This is a genomic window from Ohtaekwangia sp. (assembly GCF_036786105.1).
Classification (GTDB): Bacteria; Bacteroidota; Bacteroidia; order Cytophagales; family Cyclobacteriaceae; genus Ohtaekwangia.
Map to the genome: position 1 here is coordinate 40,187 of NZ_DAIQRQ010000003.1, position 23,636 is coordinate 63,822.

Genomic DNA, 23,636 nt, shown 5'->3' on the forward strand with positions numbered 1-23,636 from the left:
ATAGATCAATGGTGTAGTTGCTCTTTCAATTTGAATTGCTGCACACTGGCTTGCAACTCTGCGGCTACTGTCGATAATTCATCACCAGCTTTGGAGATGTCGAGCATGCCACTGCTCATTTGCTGACTCGCGCTGGCAACCTGTTGTGTACCGGCTGCTGTTTCTTCAGCTACTACTACGATCTGTTCCATGTTTTTTACAACATTATCGATCGCATTCTTTTGTCCGGAAGCTGTACTGAGAATTTCTTTCGAGAGCCCAAATGTCTCTTCTGTTGTTACAGTAATCTCCTGAAATATGCGAGATGATTCTTCGGTGGCTTCGCTACCTTCATTTACGCTGGTTTCCATATTCTCGATAGCTTTACTGGCAGCCTGCGTATCTTTCTGTACATCGCTGATGATCTTTTCAATCTCAACAGCCGAGCGGCGTGAATCTTCGGCAAGCTTTCGTATTTCATCGGCTACTACTGCGAAGCCGCGGCCGGCATCGCCCGCACGCGCTGCTTCTATAGCCGCGTTGAGGGCGAGAAGATTCGTCTGACTTGCTATATCGGTAATGACACGAAGTGTGCGACCGATCTCTTCAGAACGTTGTGTTAATATATTGATCGAGCGTGCTGTGAGACTGGCAGACTCTTTAATGCCGCTCATATTCTTTACCAGGTTCTTCATGGTTTTCAACCCGGCGTTAGAACCTTCCTGTCCGCGTGCAGCAGCTTTGCTGATGAAGTCCGCTTTCTTTTCCATCTCACCGGCGGAGTGCAGCACTTGTGTTACCAGCTTGGAAGATTCGTCAATGCGTTGGGCCTGGTCTTGTGCACCTCTGGCGATCTGTGCAATAGAAGCAGCCACTTCTGTAGTGTTACGCTTCATGTCCTGTGTCTTCTGCTGAAGAAGGTCAGATGAGCGTGCCACCACTTCAGAACCCTGATTGATGTTGCTCATCACCGATGCGAGGTTGTCAAGCGTTTTGTTGATTACCAGAGGAAGTCCGGTAGTATTTGCAGAAACCTGGCAGCGGAGGCCGAGGTTACCACCGGACATTGCTGTAATGACGCGTATCATATCTGTTACATCCAGTGCAAACTTTACTACTTTTGAAAGTTTGCCGTTCAGGTCATAGATTGGATTGTAAGAAGCCTGGAGGTAAACTTTTTCACCACGTCTGTTGATGCGAGTGATTGTATCAACAAGAAAGTTTCCGTCTGAGAGACTACTCCAGAGTTGCCGGTATTCATCGCTTCGTGCATATACCGGGTCAACAAACATGCGATGATGTTTACCTACAACATCTTGTAACGAATAACCCATTGTGGTCAGGAAATTCTCGTTGGCGGTAATAATGTAACCATCTACGGTAAATTCCACTACGGCATTTGATTTACCGATGGCATTCATCTGGCTGAGTAAATCTGCACTGCGAATTTTCTGCACACTGGTATCGGTGCCGATGGTAAGGATGGATACAACGTTGCCCGATTCGTCTTTTACCGGTGTATAGCTCGCCTGCATCCACACTTCGCTGCCATCGCGTGCAATGCGCTTGAATTCATTTACCTGTGGAATGCCGTTTCGAAGATCATTCCAGAAACGTTCGTACTCTTTCGTATAGGTATAGTTCTCTTCGCATAATATGCGATGGTGTTTTCCGATCAGGTCTTCCTTTCTGTATTTCAGTGTGCTCAGGAGCAGATCGTTGGCCTTTACGATATTTCCGTCAACATCAAATGCTATATAAAGATTGCTGGCGTTGATGGCGGAGAGTTGTCCATCTGATTCGAGCTTGGATTTTTTCAGCTCTTCTTCTTTCAGCACCTGCTCCGTGATATTGTAGCGAACACCTATATATTTAATGGGCTTGCCGCTGGCATCCGTAACAGGAGCAATAAGCGCATCTACCCAATACGGGCTGCCATCTTTCTTCCTGTTTTTAATTATCCCTCTGAAGATTTTGCCGGCTCGGATAGTAGTCCATAATTCGCGGAACAATTCTTTCGGCGTATCCGGGTGACGAAACATGTTGTGTGGCTGGCCGATGCATTCCTCGCGTGTATATTGTGTTACTTCGCACAACGTGTCGTTTACAAACGTAATGTTACCCTTCAGGTCAGCTTCCGATACAATACAGGCTACGTTTACCTGTGCCATGCGTATATCCAGCTCGCGGCGAAGCTGTTCGAAAGCAGCGAGCGATTCCTGTTGCAGTTGCGTTGTTTCATGCGGATCTTGCGGAGTTACTACTACCGCCGATGATTCCGTAGTTGTAGCCGGGAGAATCGTTTCTCTTTTCATGTTTTTACCTAGGGCCATAGTTTTTATTGCTGGTTGATAATGTTTTTAGAAATTCGTCTGCGAAGTGTATATAATCCTGGGCGCTGGTAGCAGCCGGTGCGTAGTGAATGATGCTCGTGCCAAAAGAAGGCGCTTCGGAAGCTTTGACGTTGGCGCGTATGTGTGTGTCAAAAATTTTCAATTGATGGTGTTCACGTATGTGATCGAGAATCTCGGTATTCAGATTCTTGCGTTTATCCACTAACACCGGAAGTATACCTAATACTGAGAGAGACGGGTTGAGTGTTTTCTGTACCTCTTTTACGGTATTTAAAATCATTTCCAATCCACGTACTGACAGTACTTCTAACGACAAGGGTATAATTATGCTACTGGAGGCGCAAAGTGCATTAATCGTTAGCAGCGACAGCGATGGCGGGCAATCGAGCAGTATATAATCATACTTTTTAGTGTATTCACCAAGCAGATCGCGTAATGCATAATACGGTACTTCAACTTTTCCCAATGATCGCTCGAGGTCAGCCAGGCTGGTGTTGCCAGGCAGTATATCCATTCCTTCGCGTGCTACAAGGGCTTGTTCGAACGTAACTTCTTCGAATAAAACTTCAGTCAGTGTTGGGCTTGTTTCGGCAATACCGAGTGAGTAGCCCAGATTGCCTTGTGCATCCAAGTCAATCAATAATACCTTTAGCCCCAGGCGTGCAAGAGAAGCCCCCAGGTTTACGGTAGTAGTAGTCTTTCCTGTTCCCCCTTTATGATTGACAATTGAAAGCGTCATGCAGTAACTTGATCGTAATGTTTTGTCTAATCGATCAACTGTCAAAAATCATAATCTTTTATGATCTATATCATAGAGTGATATTGTAATGATATGATTGTAAGATTTGAACTCATTCTATTTAAAAAGTGGAAAAGTTCTGTCTTATTACGTATCTATACTTCGGTATAAATACTTAAAAAAGATTACGTGTAGCCGGTACGTGATTGTAAAGATGATCAGAAAAAATACATTTTCTGATAGTAAACAAACGGTGGCACTGCATAATAAAAGTATAGGGCACCGTTTTTGAAGGTGCCCTATACTGCGATTACTCTTCTTCGCCCTGGTTCTTTAACAACCCCAGCAGCTCGAATGCACCGTGTGTAACGATGGGAGTTTCTCTTTTAAAATTCTGAGGCAATGTTATCGCTGTAAACTCATCAGTCGTGTTGCCGGTTTTTACCGACACGGCTTCGAAGTGATGGCGATCGCTAGCGGGTACAAATATATATTGTTCCCCTTCGAAACTCACAATGCAGTCAGAAGGTACAACATCAGTTGCAGCGGAAGATATTTCTATCGTTGCTGATATAAACATACCGGGCAACAATTTTGTATCTTCTTTTTCCAGGTGACAGTGTACGCGCACTGTGCGTTCAGGACTGATTTCCTTACCGATCAGGTATATCGATGCTTCGCGCTGTAACGTTTCGTTGGTGGCCTGAAACAGTACTTTCTGGCCTACAGCAATCTTGCTGATATCCTTTTCATATACCTGCAGCTCCGCGTGAATGTGTTCGAGGTTTACGATCCGGAACATAACATCGGTGGTATTTACAAACTGACCGATATTGACGTTTACTTCGGTGATATAGCCGCCCAGCGGTGCAAATAAATTTATAGAGGGACGCACGTTGCCGTTGGCAAGCGAAGCAGGGGAGATGTTGATCATGGAAAGCTTGGCTTCGAGGCCGCTCACCGCTGCTTTCATGCTTACAAATTGCGCTTTTGCCTGTTGCAAGGCTTTCTGTGCATTTACATTTTCGCGTGCAAGCTCCTGTTGGCGATTATACTCAGCCTCCAGAAATTCCAGTTTGCTTTTGCTGTCCAGGTAGTCTTGCTGCAATTGTATATAGTCCTGGTTTTCCAGCGTAGCCAAAACATCGCCTTTATTTACCTTCATACCTTGCAGCAGAGTGGTATTTTTTACAAAGCCTCCCATAGGAGCAGCAACGGTGATGAGGTTCTGCGGAGGAACATCCAGCTTACCGCTTACCTGTATATGCTGGGTAACAGGCCGTTGTTCTATTTTTCCGAAAGCAATAGCGGCCGCTTTATACTGCGCATCGCTTACAGTTACAAAGGTAGCAGAGTCTGCCTGCCCTTCCTCACCCGATTTTTCCGCCGGTTTACCGGTGCATTGTGCCAGCAGTGTACTCGTTATAATGCCAATGGCGATATATCTCATGGTTTGTTTCCGTTTAGATAGTGAATGAAAATGATGCTCTGATTGTATTGCTGCAATGCGCTGAGGTATCCTTCGTGTATGGACAGTGCCTGCCGCAGATTCAGTAAAAGTGTAGCGTAATCAAGCTCACCACTTTTAAAGGCTACACGGCTTTGATGCGTTAACAGATCGGCTGTTTTCAATGCAGAGCTTCGGTAATATTCTAGGCTGTTACGATTTTTTTGCAGTTCCTGATACGCCTGGTTGTATTGTTGTGTAAGCGCAAGGATATAGGTTTCTTCCTGCTTACGGGCCACATCGGTAGCTAACGATGCTGCTCTGATCCTGGAAGCATGCGGTGCATACCACAACGGTATGGCGATGCCTGCCTGAAATCCCTGAAACCGTTTTGACGGACCAAAGTATTGTTCCTGACCTTGCACGGTTTGTAATCCTATAAGGGTCTGGTTAAAATAACCGAGCCTCAATTCAGGCAATGCCCTTGCAGTTTCAAGTTTCTTTTGCAACTGTGCCACTTCAATTTGCTGTCGCGTATAGAGTAAAGATGGATTCTGCTCGACCGAAACAGAATCTAGCGACAGCGCTGTGAAACTGGTTTCAAGATCGCCGGCAATAGCAGTAATTGCAGGCGCCTGACAAAGCAATTGCAGACGATTCAAAGCTATATGTATATCAGCCTCGTTGCGGCTATACTGGTTCTGTAGTTCATGCCATTGGGTTTCTGCAGATGTTTTCGCGAGCAATGTTCCCTCACCGGTTTTATAGTGCAGGGCAGCTACTTTTGCCAAATCACCTAACAAACTGTCTTGCTGCTGCAGTATGCGATGACGTGCCTTCAGGTAAAGCAACTGATTGAATACTTCGCGTACAGAAAATACCAGATCGTTGCGCGATATATTTTCACGATACCGGCTTGCTTCGGTCATTGCTCTGTTTAGTGACAATTGTCGCGAGAAGACAGATGGAAACGGGATGCTCTGTGATACTGTGATATTATTGTCACGTTTTTCAATGCTGTTATACTGCCCATAGAGCAACGATACTTCCGTTTTGGGTATGTCGATTGAGGCACGATTCAGCGTTTCCTGTCGCGTAGTCTCCAGTGTAGAGACCTGTATCGATGGATTCCGTTCCAATGCCAGTGCAATCGCTGCTTCGAGTGTAGTACCCGATTCCTGAGCAAATACAGGGGTGGAGCAGCCCGCGAACGCAACGACTATACACAGTATGCTATAGCTTACAATCGCACGCTGACGATCTGAATATATACTTCTTTTACTGCAATTCATGACGTTCGGATTTAGGCATTGACATAGATTCAGCGATATAGTAAAGTACCGGCAATACAATCAGGGTAAGTAGCGTAGCTGTGGCCAATCCACCGATCACTACCGTTGCCAGCGGTTTTTGCACTTCGGCACCACTTCCCTGCGACAGGGCCATTGGTAAAAAGCCGAGCGAGGCCACCGTAGCCGTCATGATTACCGGGCGCAGGCGTACAGCTGTCGCTTTCATAATGATTTCATGCAAGGTATAGCTCCCTTCTTTTTTCAACCGGTTAAACTCTGCGATCAATACTATACCATTTAATACCGCGACACCAAACAGTGCAATAAAACCAACACCGGCTGATATACTGAATGGCATACCCCGTAACCAGAGCGCCAGCACACCACCAATTGCCGATAAAGGTATAGCCGTATAAATAAGCAATCCCTGATGGACGGATCCGAATGTAAAATAGAGTAGTATAAAAATAAGAATGAGTGCTACCGGCACCGCTATAACAAGACGGGCACGGGCTTCCTGCAGGTTTTGAAATGTGCCACCATAGGTAACATAATAGCCGGGGTCAAAATTGATTCCTGCATCGATCTTTTGTTTCAATTCGTCTACAATGCTTTCAACATCGCGGCCACGGGTGTTGAAGCCGATCACGATTCTGCGCTTGGCATCATCACGTTGTATCTGGTTGGGACCAACTTCCAGGGTGACATCGGCTACCTGCGAGAGGGGGATCTGCAATCCATCGGGAGACGGTATCGTAAGGTTTTGCACATCTTCTATGGACTGACGGTTTTGTATGCCCATGCGTACTACCAGATCGAAACGTTTCTCGCCTTCAAAAACGAGTCCTGCACTTTGCCCTGCCATAGCAGCATTGATTACCTCATTTACTTGCCGCACCGACAGATTGAATCGAGCAAGTTGTTCGCGCTTCATGCGTACAATGATCTGGGGCAATCCCGTCATGTTCTCAATGAATAAACTTTCTGTGCCTTCAATGGATTTTACGAGTCTACCGAGCTTCTGTGCATAGCGTGTAAGTTGATCGAGGTCTTCACCATATATTTTTACCACAACATCCTGACGTGCACCTGTCATGAGCTCGTTGAAGCGCATTTGTATAGGATGCTGAAATCCGAACCACACACCGGGTACTTGCTGGCGTAGCGCTTCTTCCATTTTGTGGATCATGTCGTCTTTTGTAGAAGCACTTGTCCATTCCGATTTATCTTTCATCACCACCATCAGGTCTGCCGCTTCCACGGGCATCGGGTCGGTGGGAATTTCGCCTGAGCCTATTTTGGAGATCACTTTTTCAACTTCAGGAAAATTTTGAAGTAAAACCTTTTCTGCCCGCTCGGTAACTTCTATGGTAGCAGTAAGACTGCTGCCGGTAACGAGCCTTGTTTCTACAGCGAAATCGCCTTCATCCAGCTCCGGTAAAAATTCACCACCGAGGAGAGTAAATATAAAGATACTGATAGCAAGCAATGTAACAGCGGCGCCAACAATGGGCTTACGATGTTTCAGTGACCACTGCAGTGCAGGTGCGTAGATGGTATGAAGCCAATCGATGATCCTGTCAGATATATTTTTCGTATGCGTGACGGATTTGCTTAGGAACAATGCAGATGCTACCGGTACATACGTAAGCGATAGAATGAATGCGCCGATAATGGCAAAGATTACTGTCTCGGCCATAGGGCGAAACATTTTACCTTCTATGCCTGCCAATGAAAGAATAGGCAGGTATACGATCAGAATAATGATCTGGCCAAAGGCGGCAGCGTTCATCATTTTGCCGGCAGAATCATTTACCTCTTTGTCCATCTGTACTTGCGTAAGCCGGCCTGGGCCCGTGGAAAGTGTAATGTGATGCAAGGTTGCCTCCACGATGATCACAGCACCATCTACAATCAAACCAAAATCGATGGCCCCGAGGCTCATCAGATTTCCGGATACACCGAAGAGATTCATCATGATGATGGCAAACAACATCGCCAGGGGTATTACCGATGCTACTACCAGGCCCGCACGCAGGTTACCCAGCAACAGCACCAACACAAAGATTACAATGAGTGCTCCTTCTGCAAGATTCTTTGTTACGGTATCAATAGCATTGTTCACGAGCTTGGTTCGATCGAGAAAGGGGGCGATTGTTATACCTTCCGGCAAGGTCTTTTCGATCACGGCGATGCGCTCCTTTACACGCTTGATCACTTCCGAAGAGTTGTCGCCTTTCAACATCATCACTACAGCGCCAACCGTTTCTCCTTTGCCGTTCTCAGTCATAGCACCATATCGTATGGCATGACCAAGGTTAACGGTGCCTACATCGCGAATGAGCAGGGGAGTGCCGGAGTGTGAAGTGCGCACAATGATACTCCCTATATCTTCTGCGGAGGTGATCAATCCTTCGCTGCGGATAAAGTATGCACTGTTATTTTTTTCGATATAGGCGCCACCGGTATTCTGATTGTTGCCTTCGAGTGCAGCAAATACATCCTGTATCGACAGATTGAGACTCCTCAGTTTTTCGGGTGACAGGGAGATCTCGTATTGCTTTACCTGGCCACCAAAACTGCTTACGTCTGCCAGGCCTTTAGTACCCAGCAGTTGCCTGCGCACAATCCAGTCCTGAATGGTGCGAAGCTCCATGGGAGTATATTTACCTTCATAACCGGGTTTTACTTTAAGCTGGTACTGGTATATTTCGCCAAGTCCGGTAGTGATGGGGGCCAGCTCGGGTGTGCCAACTCCCAATGGAATTTGTTTCTTTGCTTCGGTGAGTCGCTCACTCACTTGCTGACGGGCCCAGTATACATCGGTTTCATCGGTAAATACAATGGTGACTACCGATAATCCGAATCGTGAAATAGAGCGTATCTCTACAATGCCGGGTATAGTAGCCATAGTTTGCTCTACCGGAAATGAAACAAGTCGCTCGATGTCCAGGGCTGATTGTGATGGGGCAACCGTGATCAACTGCACCTGGTTATTAGTGATATCGGGCACAGCATCGATGGGTAACTTTGTTACAGAGTAAGCTCCCCAACAGATAAGCGCCACGATGAACAAGCCAATGATAAGTTTGTTGCGTATGGAAAATTGAATAATGGAATGAAGCATGCGCCAAGTCATTTTAAAAATAGAAACATGCAAGCAAAAGCATTCTGCGAAAAATTGCAGAAGTACGCTTGTCTATAAAAAAATTAAATGATGATCAGGCCCGGGGCGGTTGCCAGATAGAAAACAGGAAAGCTGATGAGCAGAAGAGTGGTTGAAGAATGACGTTCTTTCGGGATAACAACGAGAAGTTAACAACCGGCTCTGTAAAGTAATCGGTGGGAACAGCCAGTGATATACTTCCGAGCTCTACACAGCAGTGCGCGTGCTTGAAGGGTAATTGCTGATCGCGCTCATAATCAGCATCGCGTATATCGCCACTGAAATAATGCAGGGTAATAAACTCCAGCATACTGATATGAGGATTTTCTTCCTGGTGCTCAAAGTAATGCTGAAAGAAAACAGGCAGCCTGAATACCTGGTGCAATTCGGTATTGGCGAAGAGATATAGAATCAAAAGCGCTATTGCGTTGGCCCGTTTCATTGTTTCTGCAAACAAATAAAGCAAATCTGGATGGATTCTGGAGCTCCAGACAGCTGCTGTATAGATTTCAGGCAAAAATAAAGAAGAAGATTCAAAGTTCAGATTTAATTCAGATTTGCCCCATACTATTGTCGCTGTAAGGTTACAGAAACCGAAAGATCTTTCGGAACCTGTGGTATAGGGGGTTAGATTATAGTGTTCCGAAGCCGGCAGCGTTTGTCTGTCGGTTTTTTATTTTAGCTGCTAGCTACCAGAAGTGTGAGTTTGAGCATTGTGCATGCTTTCGTCTTCCGGACATTCCTGTATTTTTCTATCAGCTCGCAGCTAATAACTCACAGCTAATTTATACACTTTTCCCGGCAGCGTGGCAATAATGCCTTTGAATTCCAGTCCTAACAGAATCGATGCCAGCATGCTTACCGATATACCTGCCCGCCAGCTAAGCTCATCGATCATCAGTTGATGATTGTTGGCTAGTAATGTTTTCAGTACGGTTTGCTCATCGGGAGTATATACTTCGATGTTGAAGGTTTCTTTTTTAGGACCAGCTTTTTCATTCGCGCTCCAGTTCATTATATACTCAAGGTCTTTTATCGTAGTGATGAGGTGTGCTTTGTTGCTTTTAATCAAATTGTTGCAACCTGCTGAGAAACTCTGCCCTATATTTCCGGGAAAAGCAAATACGTCTTTGTTATAGCTGTTGGCAATTTCTGCTGTGATGAGCGCACCGCCTTTCTCGGCAGCTTCCACGACTATCAGCGCATCACACAACCCGGCGATGATACGATTGCGTGCCGGAAAATTATGAGCATCGGGTTTGGTGCCGAACGGATTCTCGGTGATCAATCCACCGTGGTTTATCATCTTACGTGCAGTTTCAGTATGTACAGAAGGGTATATTATATCCATACCGCTGCCAAGCACACCTACCGTAGGCAGATCGTGGCGCAATGACTGTTTGTGAGCAAGTATATCTATACCATAGGCAAGGCCGCTTATGATCAGCGCGTTGTGAGGCACCAGACTTTCCACTAATTCTTCCACGCATTGCTTTCCGTAGTCGGTAGACTTGCGTGTACCTACAATGGCAACGGCCTTTGTATTCTCAAAATCAATATTGCCTTTCACGTATAACAATGAAGGTGCATCGCTGATGAGTTTCAGTCGATACGGATAATCGCGATCGGTATAGAAAATAAGCCGGGTATCGTTCTTTTCTGCAAGCTTGCATTCATTTTCAGCGGGTCCGAATGGCTTTTCATTAACGATTGCCTGCGCGGTAACTTCGCCTACACCCGGTATCTTTAGTAATTTCCCTTTGGGAGTTCTGAATACTTTCTCTGCTGAACCGCAGTAACTTATCAACTGGCGAATGGTATAATTTCCTATACCGGGTATAAAATGCAATGCCAACAACGCTAGCCTGTTCTGATCCATAACGGTTATACTTACACAACTTAACGGCCTAAAAATATAAAAGCCGGTGCTAAATTACACCGGCTCTTAATAGCTTTTTGAAAAATATATTTTAAAAATGCTTCAGTAGTATATCTGGTTAGCGAAGCTTATCGCGCATCTCGATGAGGAAGCTCCGAACGCGCCTCAGTGAATCGAGCATCTCCATTTTGTCTTTTACCGCCTGTGTATCATTCCGTAACATTTCTTTGGCACCTTGCAGGGTAAATCCTTTTTCTTTTACCAGGTGATAGATGGTTCTTACGTTATCAATATCTTCTTTTGTAAACTGGCGATTTCCCTTCCGGTTTTTCTTAGGCTTGATCAGATCAAATTCAGATTCCCAGAAACGGATCAAGGACGGAGCAACGTTAAACATCTCGGCAACTTCACCAATGGAGAAGTAAAGCTTTTCAATTTCCTTTTCTTTATAAGCCATGTTACTGAGCAAGATAAGTAATTAAACCATTATCATCAATGCGGATTCGGGATTCGGGTAAATCTTTTTTGGTAAGCTCCTGTATCTTTTTAATCACCTGTTTTTGAGGGTCTATCTTTACTCCACTGCCATACGTCTGATATGTAGGCGTAATCTCTGCCTTGAAAAGTTTGCCCGTGCGATCGGTATACACTTTAATAATAGGAGCGAGGCCATTTACTCCTGATACACTGATGCCGCGGTAGGTACAAAAATTTCCCATGCTATAAGCAATAAAGCGATCTTTGTATACATCAACGGCGCGTGTTACGTGCGGGCCATGACCAAAAATAATATCGGCACCCGCATCGATCATGGTGCGTGAGAATTTGTATACATCGCCGCGGTTTTCGCCGTGAAATAATTCGTTGGTGCGTGGTATATTTTGATATTGAGCACCTTCTGCACCGCCGTGAAACGAAACGATTACGATATCAACCAGTGAGTCAAGTTGCTTTACCAGGGCACTGGCACCTTCCAGGTCATTCAGGTTAACGCAATTGCTGTTGGGGGCGAAGGCCACCAATCCATAGCGTACACTGTCTTTGGTAAAAATAACCGTCTTCTGATTTACCTGCCCGGCATGGAGTATTCCACCTGCTTCGAGCGTTTTCATGCTGCTGTTGCGTCCGATATCACCAAAATCACCCGCGTGATTGTTGGCAAGGCTCATCATATCAAAACCTGCGCTAATCAGGTTCTTGATATAGCGTGTAGGTGTTCTAAAAACGTAACATACTTTTGGGTCTTTGCATTTCTTAGGTGTGCCACCGGCATCGAGTAGTGTACCTTCCAGGTTACCAAAAGTAACATCAGCATTGCGAAGAACAGGTTCTACCTCGCGCATCAAAAAGGCACCATCTTCCGGGGGCAGTTTATCTTCCGGGTAACTGGTACCCATCATAATATCGCCAACACCAATAATGGTGAGTGTATCTTTCCGTGTATATTCAGTAGAATCGTGGGCTATAGCGACCGAATCCTGGCGCTGTTGGGCTGTTGAAATAAGGGTAGAAGCAAGAAATAAAGCAGGGAGTAATAAAAGGCGCATCATCAGTGAATTATAAGGTGCAAAGAAAAAAAGTTTTCATAACCCGGCAAAGGAATATCGCCGGAGTGCTAATCACTTTCTAATGATGCGGTACCCATATCAGGATTATTTTTGCGGCATGAAAAAATTGAAGCGGCGTGTACGATTGCTCAAGATCGTGGTATACAAAGAAACGCTCATCGATTTCAAAGAGCACTTATGGACCTTTATCGGTTCGTTCTTCGGTATAGGCCTTATTGGTTACTTGCAAAGCCGCTCATTATCAGACCTTGACAATCTCTTTCTGATCGGATCATTCGGTGCCTCTTCCGTTCTCCTATACGGTGTTATACAATCGCCGCTGGCGCAGCCCCGTAATTTGATTGGTGGCCACCTGGTGTGCGCCTTTGTTGGAGTAACGATTCGTTATCTCGTGCCGGAAGTATGGCTGGCAGCTGCTTTCGCTGTTTCTATTTCCATTGTGCTGATGCAGATTACACGCACATTGCATCCCCCGGGCGGGGCCACGGCATTAATTGCCATTATCGGTTCTGAAAAGATCAAAGCGCTCGGGTATATGTACCTGTTAAGCCCCGTATTGAGTGGTGTTACAATTCTGTTGATCGTAGCGTTGTTCTTCAACAACATGACATCTCACCGCCAATATCCGGTAAACCGCCATTGGTATAGGGTATGGAAAAGAAAATACTTGCAGAGATTTCAGTGATCACGAATCAGTTTTAGTCAAGCGGGTGTTCCTGTTGACTTCCAATCTCGATCAGCTTTTGATATTCCCGGTTGCTCAGGTCGCGCTGAAAGAAGTTGATCGGGTGAACATGCTGTCCTTTGTATAGCACTTCGTAGTGTAAATGCGAAGCTACCGAGTTGCCGGTACTTCCAACATAGCCAATCACTTGTCCGCGTTTGACCGCTTCACCTTCCTGCACAGCAAACCCTGAGAGGTGTGCATAGCGGGTTTCAAAATTATAGCGGTGATCAATATACACCACATTACCGTATGATCCGGAGAAGTAAGCTTTGATTACTTTGCCATCGCCGGTAGCATATACCGGAGTTCCTTTAGGGGCTGCAAAATCGAGACCGTTATGCGCCATATATTTATGGAAGATAGGATGGTAGCGCGTTCCATACGTCATGTGCAGGCGTGAAAGTTCTTTGTTGCTGATCGGCTGAATAGCAGGTCGCGATGCCCACGCCTCCAGTTTATCTTCGATCATCGACTTCAGTTTGCCGTACGATTGTACTTCAACATCCAGCTGACGTTTTAATTGCATCACGGAAGTATAGTTGTTGAGCACGATCGGAAAATCCTGAAACTCTTTTGTTTCAAGTTTTACACTACCACCGACACCGGCCTGGCGCTCACTGGGTTGCAGCGGTTCGGCATCGAGAATTACGCGGTAATTGTTGTCGTCTTTATCGATCAGCTGATGCAGCTCTGCGTATGCTTCGTGCGTGCGGTCCTGAATCAGTTGCCATTCTACTTTTAGTGTCTGGTTCTTCTGTTTCAATATGATCTCATCAAACGAGCCTACATATTGGATATAGAAACTGTATGCCACCAGTGCCAACGCGAGCGATATACCAAAGAGTATAAAAGAGCGAAGACGGAGTGCTTTACCTTTCAGGCGCCATGGTTCATAGCGCAGTGTTTCCGAATTGTATTTGTACTTAATGCGTGCCATTAATCGAGCGACTGGTTTGATTGCTTATTGCGTTCGAGTAATTGATGATGCTGCCGGCTGGTAATGCCTTCTATAAAATAGAGAGAGGGATCGACATGCTCGCCATCGCGTATCACTTCATAATGCAGGTGGGGTGCAACCGAACCTCCGGTGCTTCCCACCGTGCCGATCACCATACCCTTTGTTACTTTTTGACCCGGACGTACCGTAATGGTTTCCAGGTGTGCATAACGTGTAGACATACCGTGGCCATGATCAATCACGATCGAATTGCCATATCCGGCTTGCAACTCATTTTTATTTATATCATTTACTTCTCCCGGAGCGGTGGCGACTACTTCGGTGCCGCGAGTAGCAATAAAGTCAACACCGGGATGGAGGTACATACCTTTATGGAACGGATTGACGCGTTTGCCGAATCCGGATACAAGTTTTTCAGCTTCAAGGTTTTGAATGGGAAGTATAGAAGGGAGAGAAAGCATCATCGCCAGATCTTGTTCGCTGATGGGGCGGGTAGCAGCATGCGAATCGGTGGTGCGATCGTACAAAGCGTCTGATCGTCCTTTCAATGTTTCGAGCATCGACTGGAAATCACCAGCATCGGCCAGTAACACTTTTTCTTTGGATAGTGAGGCGGCTACGTTCTTTTCAGATGGTGGCGTTGTATTGAACAACTTGGTGTACAGGTCTTTTTCTTCGGATTTGAGTTTTTGCAGTGTGGTTTCGATCTCGTTGAGATTCTCCATCAGCACCGGCTTGTGCTCCTTTAACAATTTGTTTTCAGCGCGAAGCTGCCGCTCGTAGTCAGAAGTAACAAAGCGGTTGTGGAGAACAACAATACCTATAAATAATAGTGTAGCAGTGAAGAGTATACCAAAACCGGTAAGAACGATGTCGCGCCATGTAAGACGGGCACGCTCGTATTGACAGGTCTTCGGGTTGTAGATGTACTTTACGTCCTTCATTAAGTCAGGTCAGGGTCTGTTAGCAAAAGGTGTTTCAAGCCAGAAAAAAATATCTGATACCTGCTTAATCTCTGTCATCTGCGTTTAATTTTGTGGCTTGCTCGTATTTTTTTGCGGGCTAATATAGTAAAAACCCTTGCCCTGCCAAACCCTCGTTCTACCAACAGGCGTCAGCATCGGGTAAGATGTAAAACAGATTTTAACAATAATAGTAATGGATTCGGGTTCGATCAGACGGAAATTTCTAGAGTTTTTTGAGAAAAAAGGGCATACCATCGTTCCTTCAGCTCCTTTGGTACTGAAGAATGACCCTACGCTGTTGTTCACCAACTCGGGGATGGTGCAGTTCAAAGACTACTTCTTAGGAAACGCCATGCCGAAGTCGAGCCGCATAGCCGATACTCAAAAGTGTCTCCGTGTAAGCGGTAAACATAATGACCTTGAGGAAGTTGGTATTGATACCTATCACCACACCATGTTCGAAATGCTCGGAAACTGGTCGTTCGGTGACTATTTCAAGAAGGACGCCATAGCCTGGGCGTGGGAATTACTCACTGAAGAATATAAACTTCCGAAGGACCGCCTGTATGTAAGCGTTTTTGCCGGTGATAAAGACGACAACCTGCCGTTCGACCAGGAAGCGTTTGATCTTTGGAAGCAATTTGTAGCCGAAGATCGCATTATTCTGGGCAACAAGAAAGATAACTTCTGGGAGATGGCCGACCTCGGTCCATGCGGTCCATGCTCTGAAATACATGTTGACCTTCGTCCGGATGATGAACGCAAAGCGGTGCCCGGTAAGGAACTCGTGAACAACGATCATCCACAGGTGATCGAGATATGGAACAACGTGTTCATGGAATTTGAGCGCTACTGGAATCCGGAGAAAGGCGGAGCCAGTGAGCTTTTCAAATTCGATCTGGAATATAAAGGTGATGATAAGAAAGTAGCACGCGAAAGACTTCGCTCGCAGCTCACATTGCTTAAGCCGCTGCCCAACAAGAACGTAGACACCGGTATGGGCTTCGAGCGTCTGTGCCGGGCTATCAATCTCGTACACTCGAATTATGACACCGATGTATTTACACCGCTGATTGATTATATAGCGCAGGCATCTGGCATCAAGTATAAAACAGAAGAAAAGACCGACATCGCCATGCGCGTTATTGCCGACCACGTGCGTGCCGTATCGTTTGCCATTGCCGATGGACAGTTGCCTTCCAATGCAGGTGCCGGATATGTAATCCGCAGGATATTAAGAAGAGCCGTGCGTTATGGATTTACATTTCTCAACTTCAAGGAGCCTTTTATATATAGACTGGTAGCCGTGTTGGGCAATCAACTGAAAGATGTATTCCCGGAACTCAAATCGCAGGAGGAATATGTTAGCAAAGTAATTTTTGAAGAGGAGACATCATTTCTCCGCACGTTGGAGAAAGGCTTGAAGCGTATGGAAGGATTGCAATCCATAAGCGGTGAGCAGGCTTTTGAACTATATGATACCTACGGCTTTCCGCTCGATCTTACTTCACTGATTGCCCGCGAACGCGGCTTCACGGTAGATGAAGATGGCTTTAGAGTAGAGATGGAAAAACAAAAATCGCGCTCCAAAGCTGCAGCAGCAAAAGAAACTGGCGACTGGGTGATTGTAGGAGAGGACGTGAAGTCGGAATTTATCGGGTATGATTATCTCGAATCAGAAATAAAGATCACCAAGTATAGAAAGCTCAAGCAGAAGAATAAAGAGCTTTTTCAACTGGTATTCGATCGCACACCTTTCTATGCCGAGAGCGGTGGACAGGTAGGCGATACAGGCTATATAGAAAGTGCGAACGAAAAAATATATATCACCGATACAAAGAAAGAAAACGAACTGATCGTCCATGCTGCCGATAAGCTTCCTGAAAATCTTTCGGCCAGCTTCACAGCGGTTGTAGATAAACACAAGCGTCAGTTGAGTATGGACAATCACTCGGCTACGCACTTGCTGCACGCAGCGCTGCGCCAGGTATTGGGTAAACACGTAGAGCAGAAAGGCTCGCTGGTAAATGATAAAATATTACGCTTCGACTTCTCTCATTTTGCAGCGATGACGCCTGCAGAAATTCAGAAAGTAGAAGATATAGTCAATAGTAAAATACGCGAAGACATTCATCTCGATGAAAAGCGCAATGTCCCCATCGACCAGGCAAAAGCATTGGGAGCGATGGCCCTCTTCGGAGAAAAATATGGAGACTTTGTCCGCGTGATTACCTTCGATCCTAAATTCTCCGTAGAGCTTTGTGGAGGAACACACGTGAAGTCAACAGGAAATATAGGGCTCTTCAAAATTACATCAGAGAGCTCAGTAGCGGCCGGTGTTCGCAGGATTGAAGCAATTACCTCTGAGAATGCAGAACAGTTTGTTCGTAATGAGATTGCGTTGCTCGATGAAGTTCGCGCGCTGCTGAAGAATCCGAAGGATCTCCTCACATCGCTGAAGAATCTCTCCGAAGAAAAACATGCGCTCGAAAAGAAGATTGAAGTGTTTAACCAGGAGAAAGCCAATCTTATAAAAGACGAGCTGGTACGCAAAGCAGTAAAGTCGAACGGCTATCATCTGATATTGGAAAAAGTATCAGTACCCAATGCCGATGCGTTGAAGAATATAGCGTATGCCCTGCGCAATCAATTCGATGATCTGTTATTGATCCTGGCTGCTGACGTAGAAAGCAAGCCGCAGGTAACGGTAATGATCGGCGAAAAGCTGGCGCAGACGAATCAATATCATGCCGGCAACCTGGTGAAGGAACTCGCCAAAGAAATAGATGGAGGAGGAGGAGGTCAACCCTTCTTTGCTACCGCTGGCGGCAAGAACCTGAACGGATTAGATGCTGTTATTGAAAAAGCACGTAAATTAATCGGCAACTAGCCGGTAATTGTTACAGGTTAATCGTTATTCGTTACAGGTTAACCGTAACTACCGATAACGACTAACGGATAACGACTAACGGATAACGGATAACGATCGAAGCCAAAACAAACGACAACGAACATGAGTAATTTACGCGACAAATACACCCTCGTCATTGGTCTTGAAGTGCACGCGCAGCTTCTCACCAGGAGCAAGATATACAATACTGATTCTACCGAGTATGGAAGCTTGCCCAATACGAACGTAGGTGTTATTACGCTGGCGCACCCCGGAACGCTGCCACGGCTTAACAAGAAAGTAGTGGAGTATGCTATCAAGATGGGTATAGCCTGTCATTCGAATATTACGCGCTTCAATATCTTCGATCGTAAGAATTACTTCTATCCCGATCTTCCAAAAGGATATCAGATCACACAGGATCGTACACCTATCTGTAAGACTGGCTTTGTTACCATTCGTACCAAAGAAGGCGAGAAAGAGATTCGCCTCAACCGTATACACATTGAAGAAGATGCGGGCAAGTCTATGCACCTGGCAGCTGAGACCGATACATTGGTTGACTTTAATCGTGCAGGCGTACCGTTGATCGAGATTGTATCGGAACCTGATATGCGCACCTCCGATGAGGCCTACGCTTTCCTGACGGAGATACGCAAGCTTGTACGCTACCTGGATATATGCGATGGTAACATGGAAGAAGGTTCACTTCGCTGCGATGCAAACATCTCTGTGATGTTGAAGGATTCAAAAACATACGGCAAGAAAGTGGAGGTAAAGAACATGAACTCCATTCGCAACGTGCAGCGCGCTATTGAGTATGAATTTGATCGCCAGATTGAAATGCTGGAGAAAGGCGAACCGATTATATCAGAGACCAGAACGTTTGATGCCGGTGATGGCAAGACGTATGGAATGCGTACCAAGGAAGAGTTGAACGACTATCGTTACTTCCCTGATCCTGACCTGAGCCCGATGGAAGTATCACAGGCGTGGCTTGACGAGATACATGCTACCATGCCTCCGCTACCACGCGAGCTATACCAAAAGTATGTATCGGAATACCAATTGCCGGAATATGATGCACACGTGCTTACCGATAGTAAAGATGTAGCCCTGTATTTTGAAGAAGTGTGCAAGCTTACCAAAAACTATAAGGCAGCATCCAACTGGGTAATGGGCCCGGTGAAATCGTATCTCAATGAACTGACGTTGTCAGCGGATGAGTTTCCACTGGCGCCATCGATTATTGCTGATATCATAGCATTGATCGACCAGGGCAAAATCAACTTTGCTACAGCATCACAACGCGTATTCCCTGAGTTGTTGAAAAATCCGGGTAAATCCGCACTGGAAGTAGCGCAGCAGTTGAACGTAATACAAGACAGCAGTCAGGATACTATTCTTCCTATCGTGGAGCAGGTTATCAAAGAGTTTCCGTTGAAAGTGGAAGAGTATAAGAACGGCAAAAAAGGGATCATCAGTATGTTTATGGGCGAAGTGATGAAGCGCAGCAAAGGCAAAGCTGATCCCAAAGTGGCAACACAATTATTAACAAGCAAACTGGAAGAAGTATGATACGAGAGGCGATAAAGCAGAAAGCGGAAGGCAAAAAGCAAACAGTATCCGGTATAGGAAGCAAGATCAGAGCGTTTAGCTTTATGCTTTTGGCGCTTGGGTTTTCATGCTCCTCTACCACTCGTGAAGAACCGAAAGATGCCGATGCAGCCGCTGGCTGGAAGGTAACGGTGAGCGGTAAAGTTGGCTATCCGCAAAAGGATGGTAAGATCATGATCCAGCAAATTAAAGACGGTACTTTCGGCTGGCAGGATACCATTACCCTTCGAAGTAATTATACCTATTCCAAAACGGTAACATTATCGGAGCCGGGATATTATAAGATCAATTTCTTCAACCGCCAGGTGGTCGACTTTATTTTGTATAAAAGCAATGTGCAGATTAACGTGGATGGAAATGATCCGCGTGGATTTGTAGAGGTTACCGGTTCACCCGAGATCGATCTGATCCGCAAAGCACAATCTATCCTTACAGAAGCAGAACGCTCACCGGTAATTATACAGTTGAATGAAGACTTTAATAAAGCTGTGCAGGCGAAAGACAATGCCCGTATAGCAGAGCTTCAAGCTACGTATCAGAAGGAGATACAAAAAACACACGATAAGCTTGCTGAATTTTTGAAGAGCCAGCCGGCATCGTTGGGAACGATCAACTTGCTGCAAGGCAATACACTCGATCGCGATAAATATACCGATGTATATATCGCAGTAGCTGACAAGCTCAAGAAGGAATGGCCCGACTATGCGGTGTCGAAAGAGTTTGTTACCATGGTAGATCGCATGAAGGTATTGGCCATTGGCCAGCCTGCTCCTGAAATAGCATTACCGGATACAGCCGGCAACGTTGTGAAGCTTTCGTCTGTGCGTGGTAAATATGTATTGCTGGATTTCTGGGCAAAATGGTGCGGGCCCTGCCGCCAGGAAAACCCGAGCGTGGTGCGCGCTTTCAACAAGTATAAATCAAAAGGATTTACGGTTTTCGGTGTATCACTCGACCGCTCCAAACAGGACTGGATTAATGCTATTCACCAGGACGGCCTTACCTGGACCCACGTTTCTGATTTGAAGTACTGGCAGTCAGAAGCTGCAAAGACGTATAATATTACCAGTATTCCGTTTTCCCTGTTGCTCGATCCGAACGGTGTGATCATCGCCAAGAATCTGCGAGGTTCGGCATTGGAAAGTAAACTTGCCGAAATCTTTGATAAGAAAGCCAATTAACACCCTATATCTGTTATGAAACAATATTTATTCGTGGCTGTCATGGCCACGTTTTTTTTGTATGCCTGCAGCAGGAAAGAAGAGAAACATGAACACGCTTTGCCAGTCGCGTATCATATAAAGAACTTTGCCAAATACTCCAGCAACTGCCAGGGCGACTCACTGCAATGTGCTTCCTTCGAAGTAAGCTATCCGGAGTTCAGTGGTATAGATACGGCTATATCGCTGATGATAAAATTCAAGATCGATTCAGCAGTATCGGCAGGTTATTCAGAAGGTCTTGTGCAAACACTTGAACAAACCGGCAACATCTTTATTGAGGAATACGAAAACTTTATCCAGGCCGATTCGGAAGCGATTGGTATGGGTGGCTGGTATCATACGACAGATGTAACGGTGAATATCGCTGGTGATTCGCTCGTTAGCCTGACGGTAAATACAGACGACTATTCCGGAGGCGCGCATCCCAATGCTGCAGTCACGTTCATCAACATCAACCCGCGCACCGGGAAGACAGCCACGCTTAGCGATTTTCTAAAGCCGGGTTATCAGGCAGCGCTTACCAAACTGGGTGAAGCTATATTTCGCCGTGAGCGCGAGCTGGCTGATACGGCATCATTCAAAAATAACTTCTTTGATTTTCCCGACGATAAATTCAAGCTCAACCAGAACTATGGATTTACCAAAGAAGGTATACAATTCTTCTACAACAGCTACGAAGTTGCTCCTTATGCAGCCGGGCCAACCGATGTAGTAATTCCCTATAGCGAAATTAAAGACTGGTTGAAATAACCAACCAGTCTTTAAATAGATTTACCCTGCCGTATTTTTGCTGCCGCTATTCAGTGCGAATACAATCGGCAGAACAAATTGCTGTCGCACGGCTACACCTTTTTGCTTGCCGGGATTCCAATGAGGCATTGATCTTACAGCGCCCAGGGCTGCATCGTTGAGACGTGCGTCCGAGCTTCTGATCACTTCAAAATTACTCAGCGATCCATCGGTGTTGACTACAAACTGTACAAACACTTTTCCCTCTACACCTTGCTCACGCAGCTCTTCCGGATATTCCAGGTGGCTTGAAAGGAAACTTCCGATGGCTTCAAATCCACCATCAAACGTAGCAGTCTCTTCTACTACCGTGAATATCTCGCCATCTTTCACAGCACTGCTGGCAACTTTCTCAGTCGTTTCATTATACTCAATGATGATGAATGAACGTGCATTGCCATTTTTATCCTGGATGTTCTTCATTACATCCATCGATACAATTTGTGAAGGATCGAGCGCTCCGGTTTTCCGCTGCAGATCGGCTGCTTTGTCAACAGCATTTGCATCCGGTTCGATCACAATGAACTTCTTGTCAGGATGTGCCATTCGCATTTGTTCCAGGCGCATTTCTACTTCCTTCGGAATATCGAGTGCCATCGTAGAATTTTTAGCTATATCCTGAGCTTCGCTTGCTACCTGATCCTGACAAGACACGATAAAGAAAATTACCGGCAGCATACTGAGTATCGCGGCAACTTTCCAACCCTTTATTTTCGATTTGATTGTTCGCATCATTTCAATTCGTTTTACGGTTAAAGAATTACTAAAATGGTTGGCGAGTTTAAAGTCGGCCGACAGTAAAGCAACCTTCGCCAGCAGGCTGCAGTACTCATTCATATCCCGGTTTGCCACAGCGCGCGCATCTGCTTCAAACTCATGGAGCTGAATGAATATCTTTTTATATACTATAATTACCGGATTGAACCAGAAGAAAATACCCAGCAGGTTTACCAGTAAAATATCGATGGAGTGTAGTTGATGGGCATGTACCCGTTCGTGTTCAATAATTTGTAGCTTTTCAACATTCGAAAGCTGATCGGCTTGCCCGATAAAAATATACCGGAAGAATGAGAATGCGGACTTATTCTCTGTCGATTCGATAATCAGAAGATCATCATAACGGTACGCCGAAGCACGATAACACTTCGTAAGCAACCTGCTTAGCCGAAACATAAACAACGCCAGGCAGAGTATAATCCCGGAGCCGTATACTATATTTATATACGACCAGGCAGTATAGGTTGTATCCGTTGTCTGCCCGGCAACTTCGTTACTTCCGTGGATGGTAATTTCCGGCAGCCACGTAGGTGGCACCATGTCGCTCAGCAAAGGCACCACATGCCGGGTAGCGTTGAAGTGCAGCAAAGGCAACCCAACCGATGCGATTATTGCCAGCAACAAGAATCCCCGCTTCCATTGGAAGTTTGTTTCATTTCGCAGCACAACAATATAGAGTGCCATAAAAATGCACAATGCTAGATTGGCTTCCAGCAGATAATTCAGGTATATGTTCATGGTCGGTGCATTTACATCAAGATGTAGGTATACTTACGCTTAGAACTTTTGATCCTTTTTGATCTCGTTCAGGAGTTTCTCCAGGTCATTCGCATCCAGCTTGTTTTCCCTGGCGAAGAATGACACCAGGTTTTGAAACGATCCGTTGAAATAGCCTTTCAGCAGGTTGTTGAGGTAGAACTTGGTATACTTCTCTTTGGTAATTGTGGGGAAGTACTCATGCGTTTTGCCATAGGCTTTATGATCGACAAAGCCTTTTGTCTCCAGGATGCGCACAATGGTAGACACCGTATTATATGCAGGTTTTGGATCGGGCATTTCTTCAACAATGTCTTTGACGAACGCCCTCTCAAGTTTCCACAATATCTGCATGACCTGATCCTCGGCCTTGGTCAGTTCCTTCAAATCTTTCATTGACTATCTATTTAGGTATAAAACTAAATTATTAGTTGATATAATGCAAGCGTTTTTTGGAAAAACTGCGAGTTTGTGGTTCCTATTAACGTGTAACAGGTAACGGAATTAAAA

At 45.6% G+C, this 23,636-nt stretch carries 18 protein-coding genes; 5 read left to right on the forward strand and 13 right to left on the reverse strand.

The features are described from left to right. Positions 1-5 precede the first annotated feature (5 nt). The 9 genes from V7Q33_RS02260 to V7Q33_RS02300 all read right to left on the reverse strand — a co-directional run bounded on the left by V7Q33_RS02260 (position 6) and on the right by V7Q33_RS02300 (position 12,406). The gene (locus tag V7Q33_RS02260) at positions 6-2,294 is read right to left on the reverse strand and encodes a methyl-accepting chemotaxis protein (RefSeq protein ID WP_333818760.1); all 2,289 of its coding nucleotides are present in this window, start codon (positions 2,292-2,294) and stop codon (positions 6-8) included. Positions 2,295-2,298: 4 nt separating this feature from the next. After that, complete coding sequence (locus tag V7Q33_RS02265; protein ID WP_333818761.1) at positions 2,299-3,072, reverse strand: ParA family protein; 774 nt, start codon at positions 3,070-3,072, stop codon at positions 2,299-2,301. A 310-nt stretch (positions 3,073-3,382) separates the two neighbouring features. Continuing rightward, the gene (locus tag V7Q33_RS02270) at positions 3,383-4,522 is read right to left on the reverse strand and encodes an efflux RND transporter periplasmic adaptor subunit (protein ID WP_331975966.1); all 1,140 of its coding nucleotides are present in this window, start codon (positions 4,520-4,522) and stop codon (positions 3,383-3,385) included. Further along, on the reverse strand, positions 4,519-5,811 hold the full coding sequence (locus V7Q33_RS02275) for a TolC family protein (protein WP_333818762.1): 1,293 nt from the start codon (positions 5,809-5,811) through the stop codon (positions 4,519-4,521). Before V7Q33_RS02275 ends, V7Q33_RS02270 begins: the two co-directional genes overlap by 4 nt. After that, positions 5,798-8,938, reverse strand: coding sequence for an efflux RND transporter permease subunit (locus V7Q33_RS02280; RefSeq protein ID WP_333818764.1), 3,141 nt, complete (start codon positions 8,936-8,938; stop codon positions 5,798-5,800). Before V7Q33_RS02280 ends, V7Q33_RS02275 begins: the two co-directional genes overlap by 14 nt. Positions 8,939-9,032: 94 nt before the next feature. Then, entirely contained in the window at positions 9,033-9,419 is a 387-nt protein-coding gene (locus tag V7Q33_RS02285) for a hypothetical protein (RefSeq protein WP_331975972.1), read from the reverse strand. Positions 9,420-9,743: 324 nt separating this feature from the next. After that, positions 9,744-10,856 carry a DNA-processing protein DprA gene (dprA, locus tag V7Q33_RS02290; protein ID WP_333818765.1) on the reverse strand — a complete coding sequence of 371 codons (1,113 nt, stop codon included), beginning with the start codon at positions 10,854-10,856 and terminating at the stop codon, positions 9,744-9,746. A gap of 118 nt (positions 10,857-10,974) precedes the next feature. Next, positions 10,975-11,313 carry a MerR family transcriptional regulator gene (locus V7Q33_RS02295; RefSeq protein WP_331975976.1) on the reverse strand — a complete coding sequence of 113 codons (339 nt, stop codon included), beginning with the start codon at positions 11,311-11,313 and terminating at the stop codon, positions 10,975-10,977. 1 nt (position 11,314) lies between these two features. After that, positions 11,315-12,406 (reverse strand): CapA family protein, encoded by a 1,092-nt coding sequence (locus V7Q33_RS02300; RefSeq protein WP_331975978.1) that lies wholly within the window; start codon positions 12,404-12,406, stop codon positions 11,315-11,317. Between the two features lie 115 nt (positions 12,407-12,521). Between V7Q33_RS02300 and V7Q33_RS02305 the strand changes: the two genes are divergently transcribed. Continuing rightward, the gene (locus tag V7Q33_RS02305) at positions 12,522-13,109 is read left to right on the forward strand and encodes an HPP family protein (RefSeq protein ID WP_331975980.1); all 588 of its coding nucleotides are present in this window, start codon (positions 12,522-12,524) and stop codon (positions 13,107-13,109) included. Positions 13,110-13,122: 13 nt separating this feature from the next. On the opposite strand, the gene V7Q33_RS02310 is transcribed toward V7Q33_RS02305, so the two are convergent. Both V7Q33_RS02310 and V7Q33_RS02315 read right to left on the reverse strand, forming a co-directional pair. Next, positions 13,123-14,088 carry a M23 family metallopeptidase gene (locus V7Q33_RS02310; protein WP_333818767.1) on the reverse strand — a complete coding sequence of 322 codons (966 nt, stop codon included), beginning with the start codon at positions 14,086-14,088 and terminating at the stop codon, positions 13,123-13,125. Then, positions 14,088-15,053 carry a M23 family metallopeptidase gene (locus tag V7Q33_RS02315; protein WP_333818768.1) on the reverse strand — a complete coding sequence of 322 codons (966 nt, stop codon included), beginning with the start codon at positions 15,051-15,053 and terminating at the stop codon, positions 14,088-14,090. Before V7Q33_RS02315 ends, V7Q33_RS02310 begins: the two co-directional genes overlap by 1 nt. Before the next feature lie 214 nt (positions 15,054-15,267). On the opposite strand from V7Q33_RS02315, the gene alaS reads away from it, so the two are divergent. The 4 genes from alaS (at position 15,268) to V7Q33_RS02335 (ending at position 21,554) form a co-directional block, all read left to right on the forward strand. Continuing rightward, on the forward strand, positions 15,268-17,964 hold the full coding sequence (gene alaS / locus V7Q33_RS02320; RefSeq protein ID WP_333818769.1) for an alanine--tRNA ligase: 2,697 nt from the start codon (positions 15,268-15,270) through the stop codon (positions 17,962-17,964). A gap of 123 nt (positions 17,965-18,087) precedes the next feature. Further along, entirely contained in the window at positions 18,088-19,542 is a 1,455-nt protein-coding gene (gene gatB / locus V7Q33_RS02325) for an Asp-tRNA(Asn)/Glu-tRNA(Gln) amidotransferase subunit GatB (protein WP_331975988.1), read from the forward strand. Further along, positions 19,539-20,762 (forward strand): TlpA family protein disulfide reductase, encoded by a 1,224-nt coding sequence (locus V7Q33_RS02330; RefSeq protein ID WP_331975990.1) that lies wholly within the window; start codon positions 19,539-19,541, stop codon positions 20,760-20,762. Before gatB ends, V7Q33_RS02330 begins: the two co-directional genes overlap by 4 nt. A 15-nt stretch (positions 20,763-20,777) precedes the next feature. Then, the gene (locus V7Q33_RS02335) at positions 20,778-21,554 is read left to right on the forward strand and encodes a DUF3298 and DUF4163 domain-containing protein (protein WP_333818770.1); all 777 of its coding nucleotides are present in this window, start codon (positions 20,778-20,780) and stop codon (positions 21,552-21,554) included. A 21-nt stretch (positions 21,555-21,575) separates the two neighbouring features. Here the strand turns inward: V7Q33_RS02335 and V7Q33_RS02340 are convergent, their stop codons facing one another. After that, positions 21,576-23,108 carry a M56 family metallopeptidase gene (locus V7Q33_RS02340; RefSeq protein ID WP_333818772.1) on the reverse strand — a complete coding sequence of 511 codons (1,533 nt, stop codon included), beginning with the start codon at positions 23,106-23,108 and terminating at the stop codon, positions 21,576-21,578. 39 nt (positions 23,109-23,147) lie between these two features. Further along, positions 23,148-23,513, reverse strand: a complete 366-nt coding sequence (locus V7Q33_RS02345; protein ID WP_331976010.1) for a BlaI/MecI/CopY family transcriptional regulator — start codon at positions 23,511-23,513, stop codon at positions 23,148-23,150. Positions 23,514-23,636 lie beyond the last annotated feature (123 nt).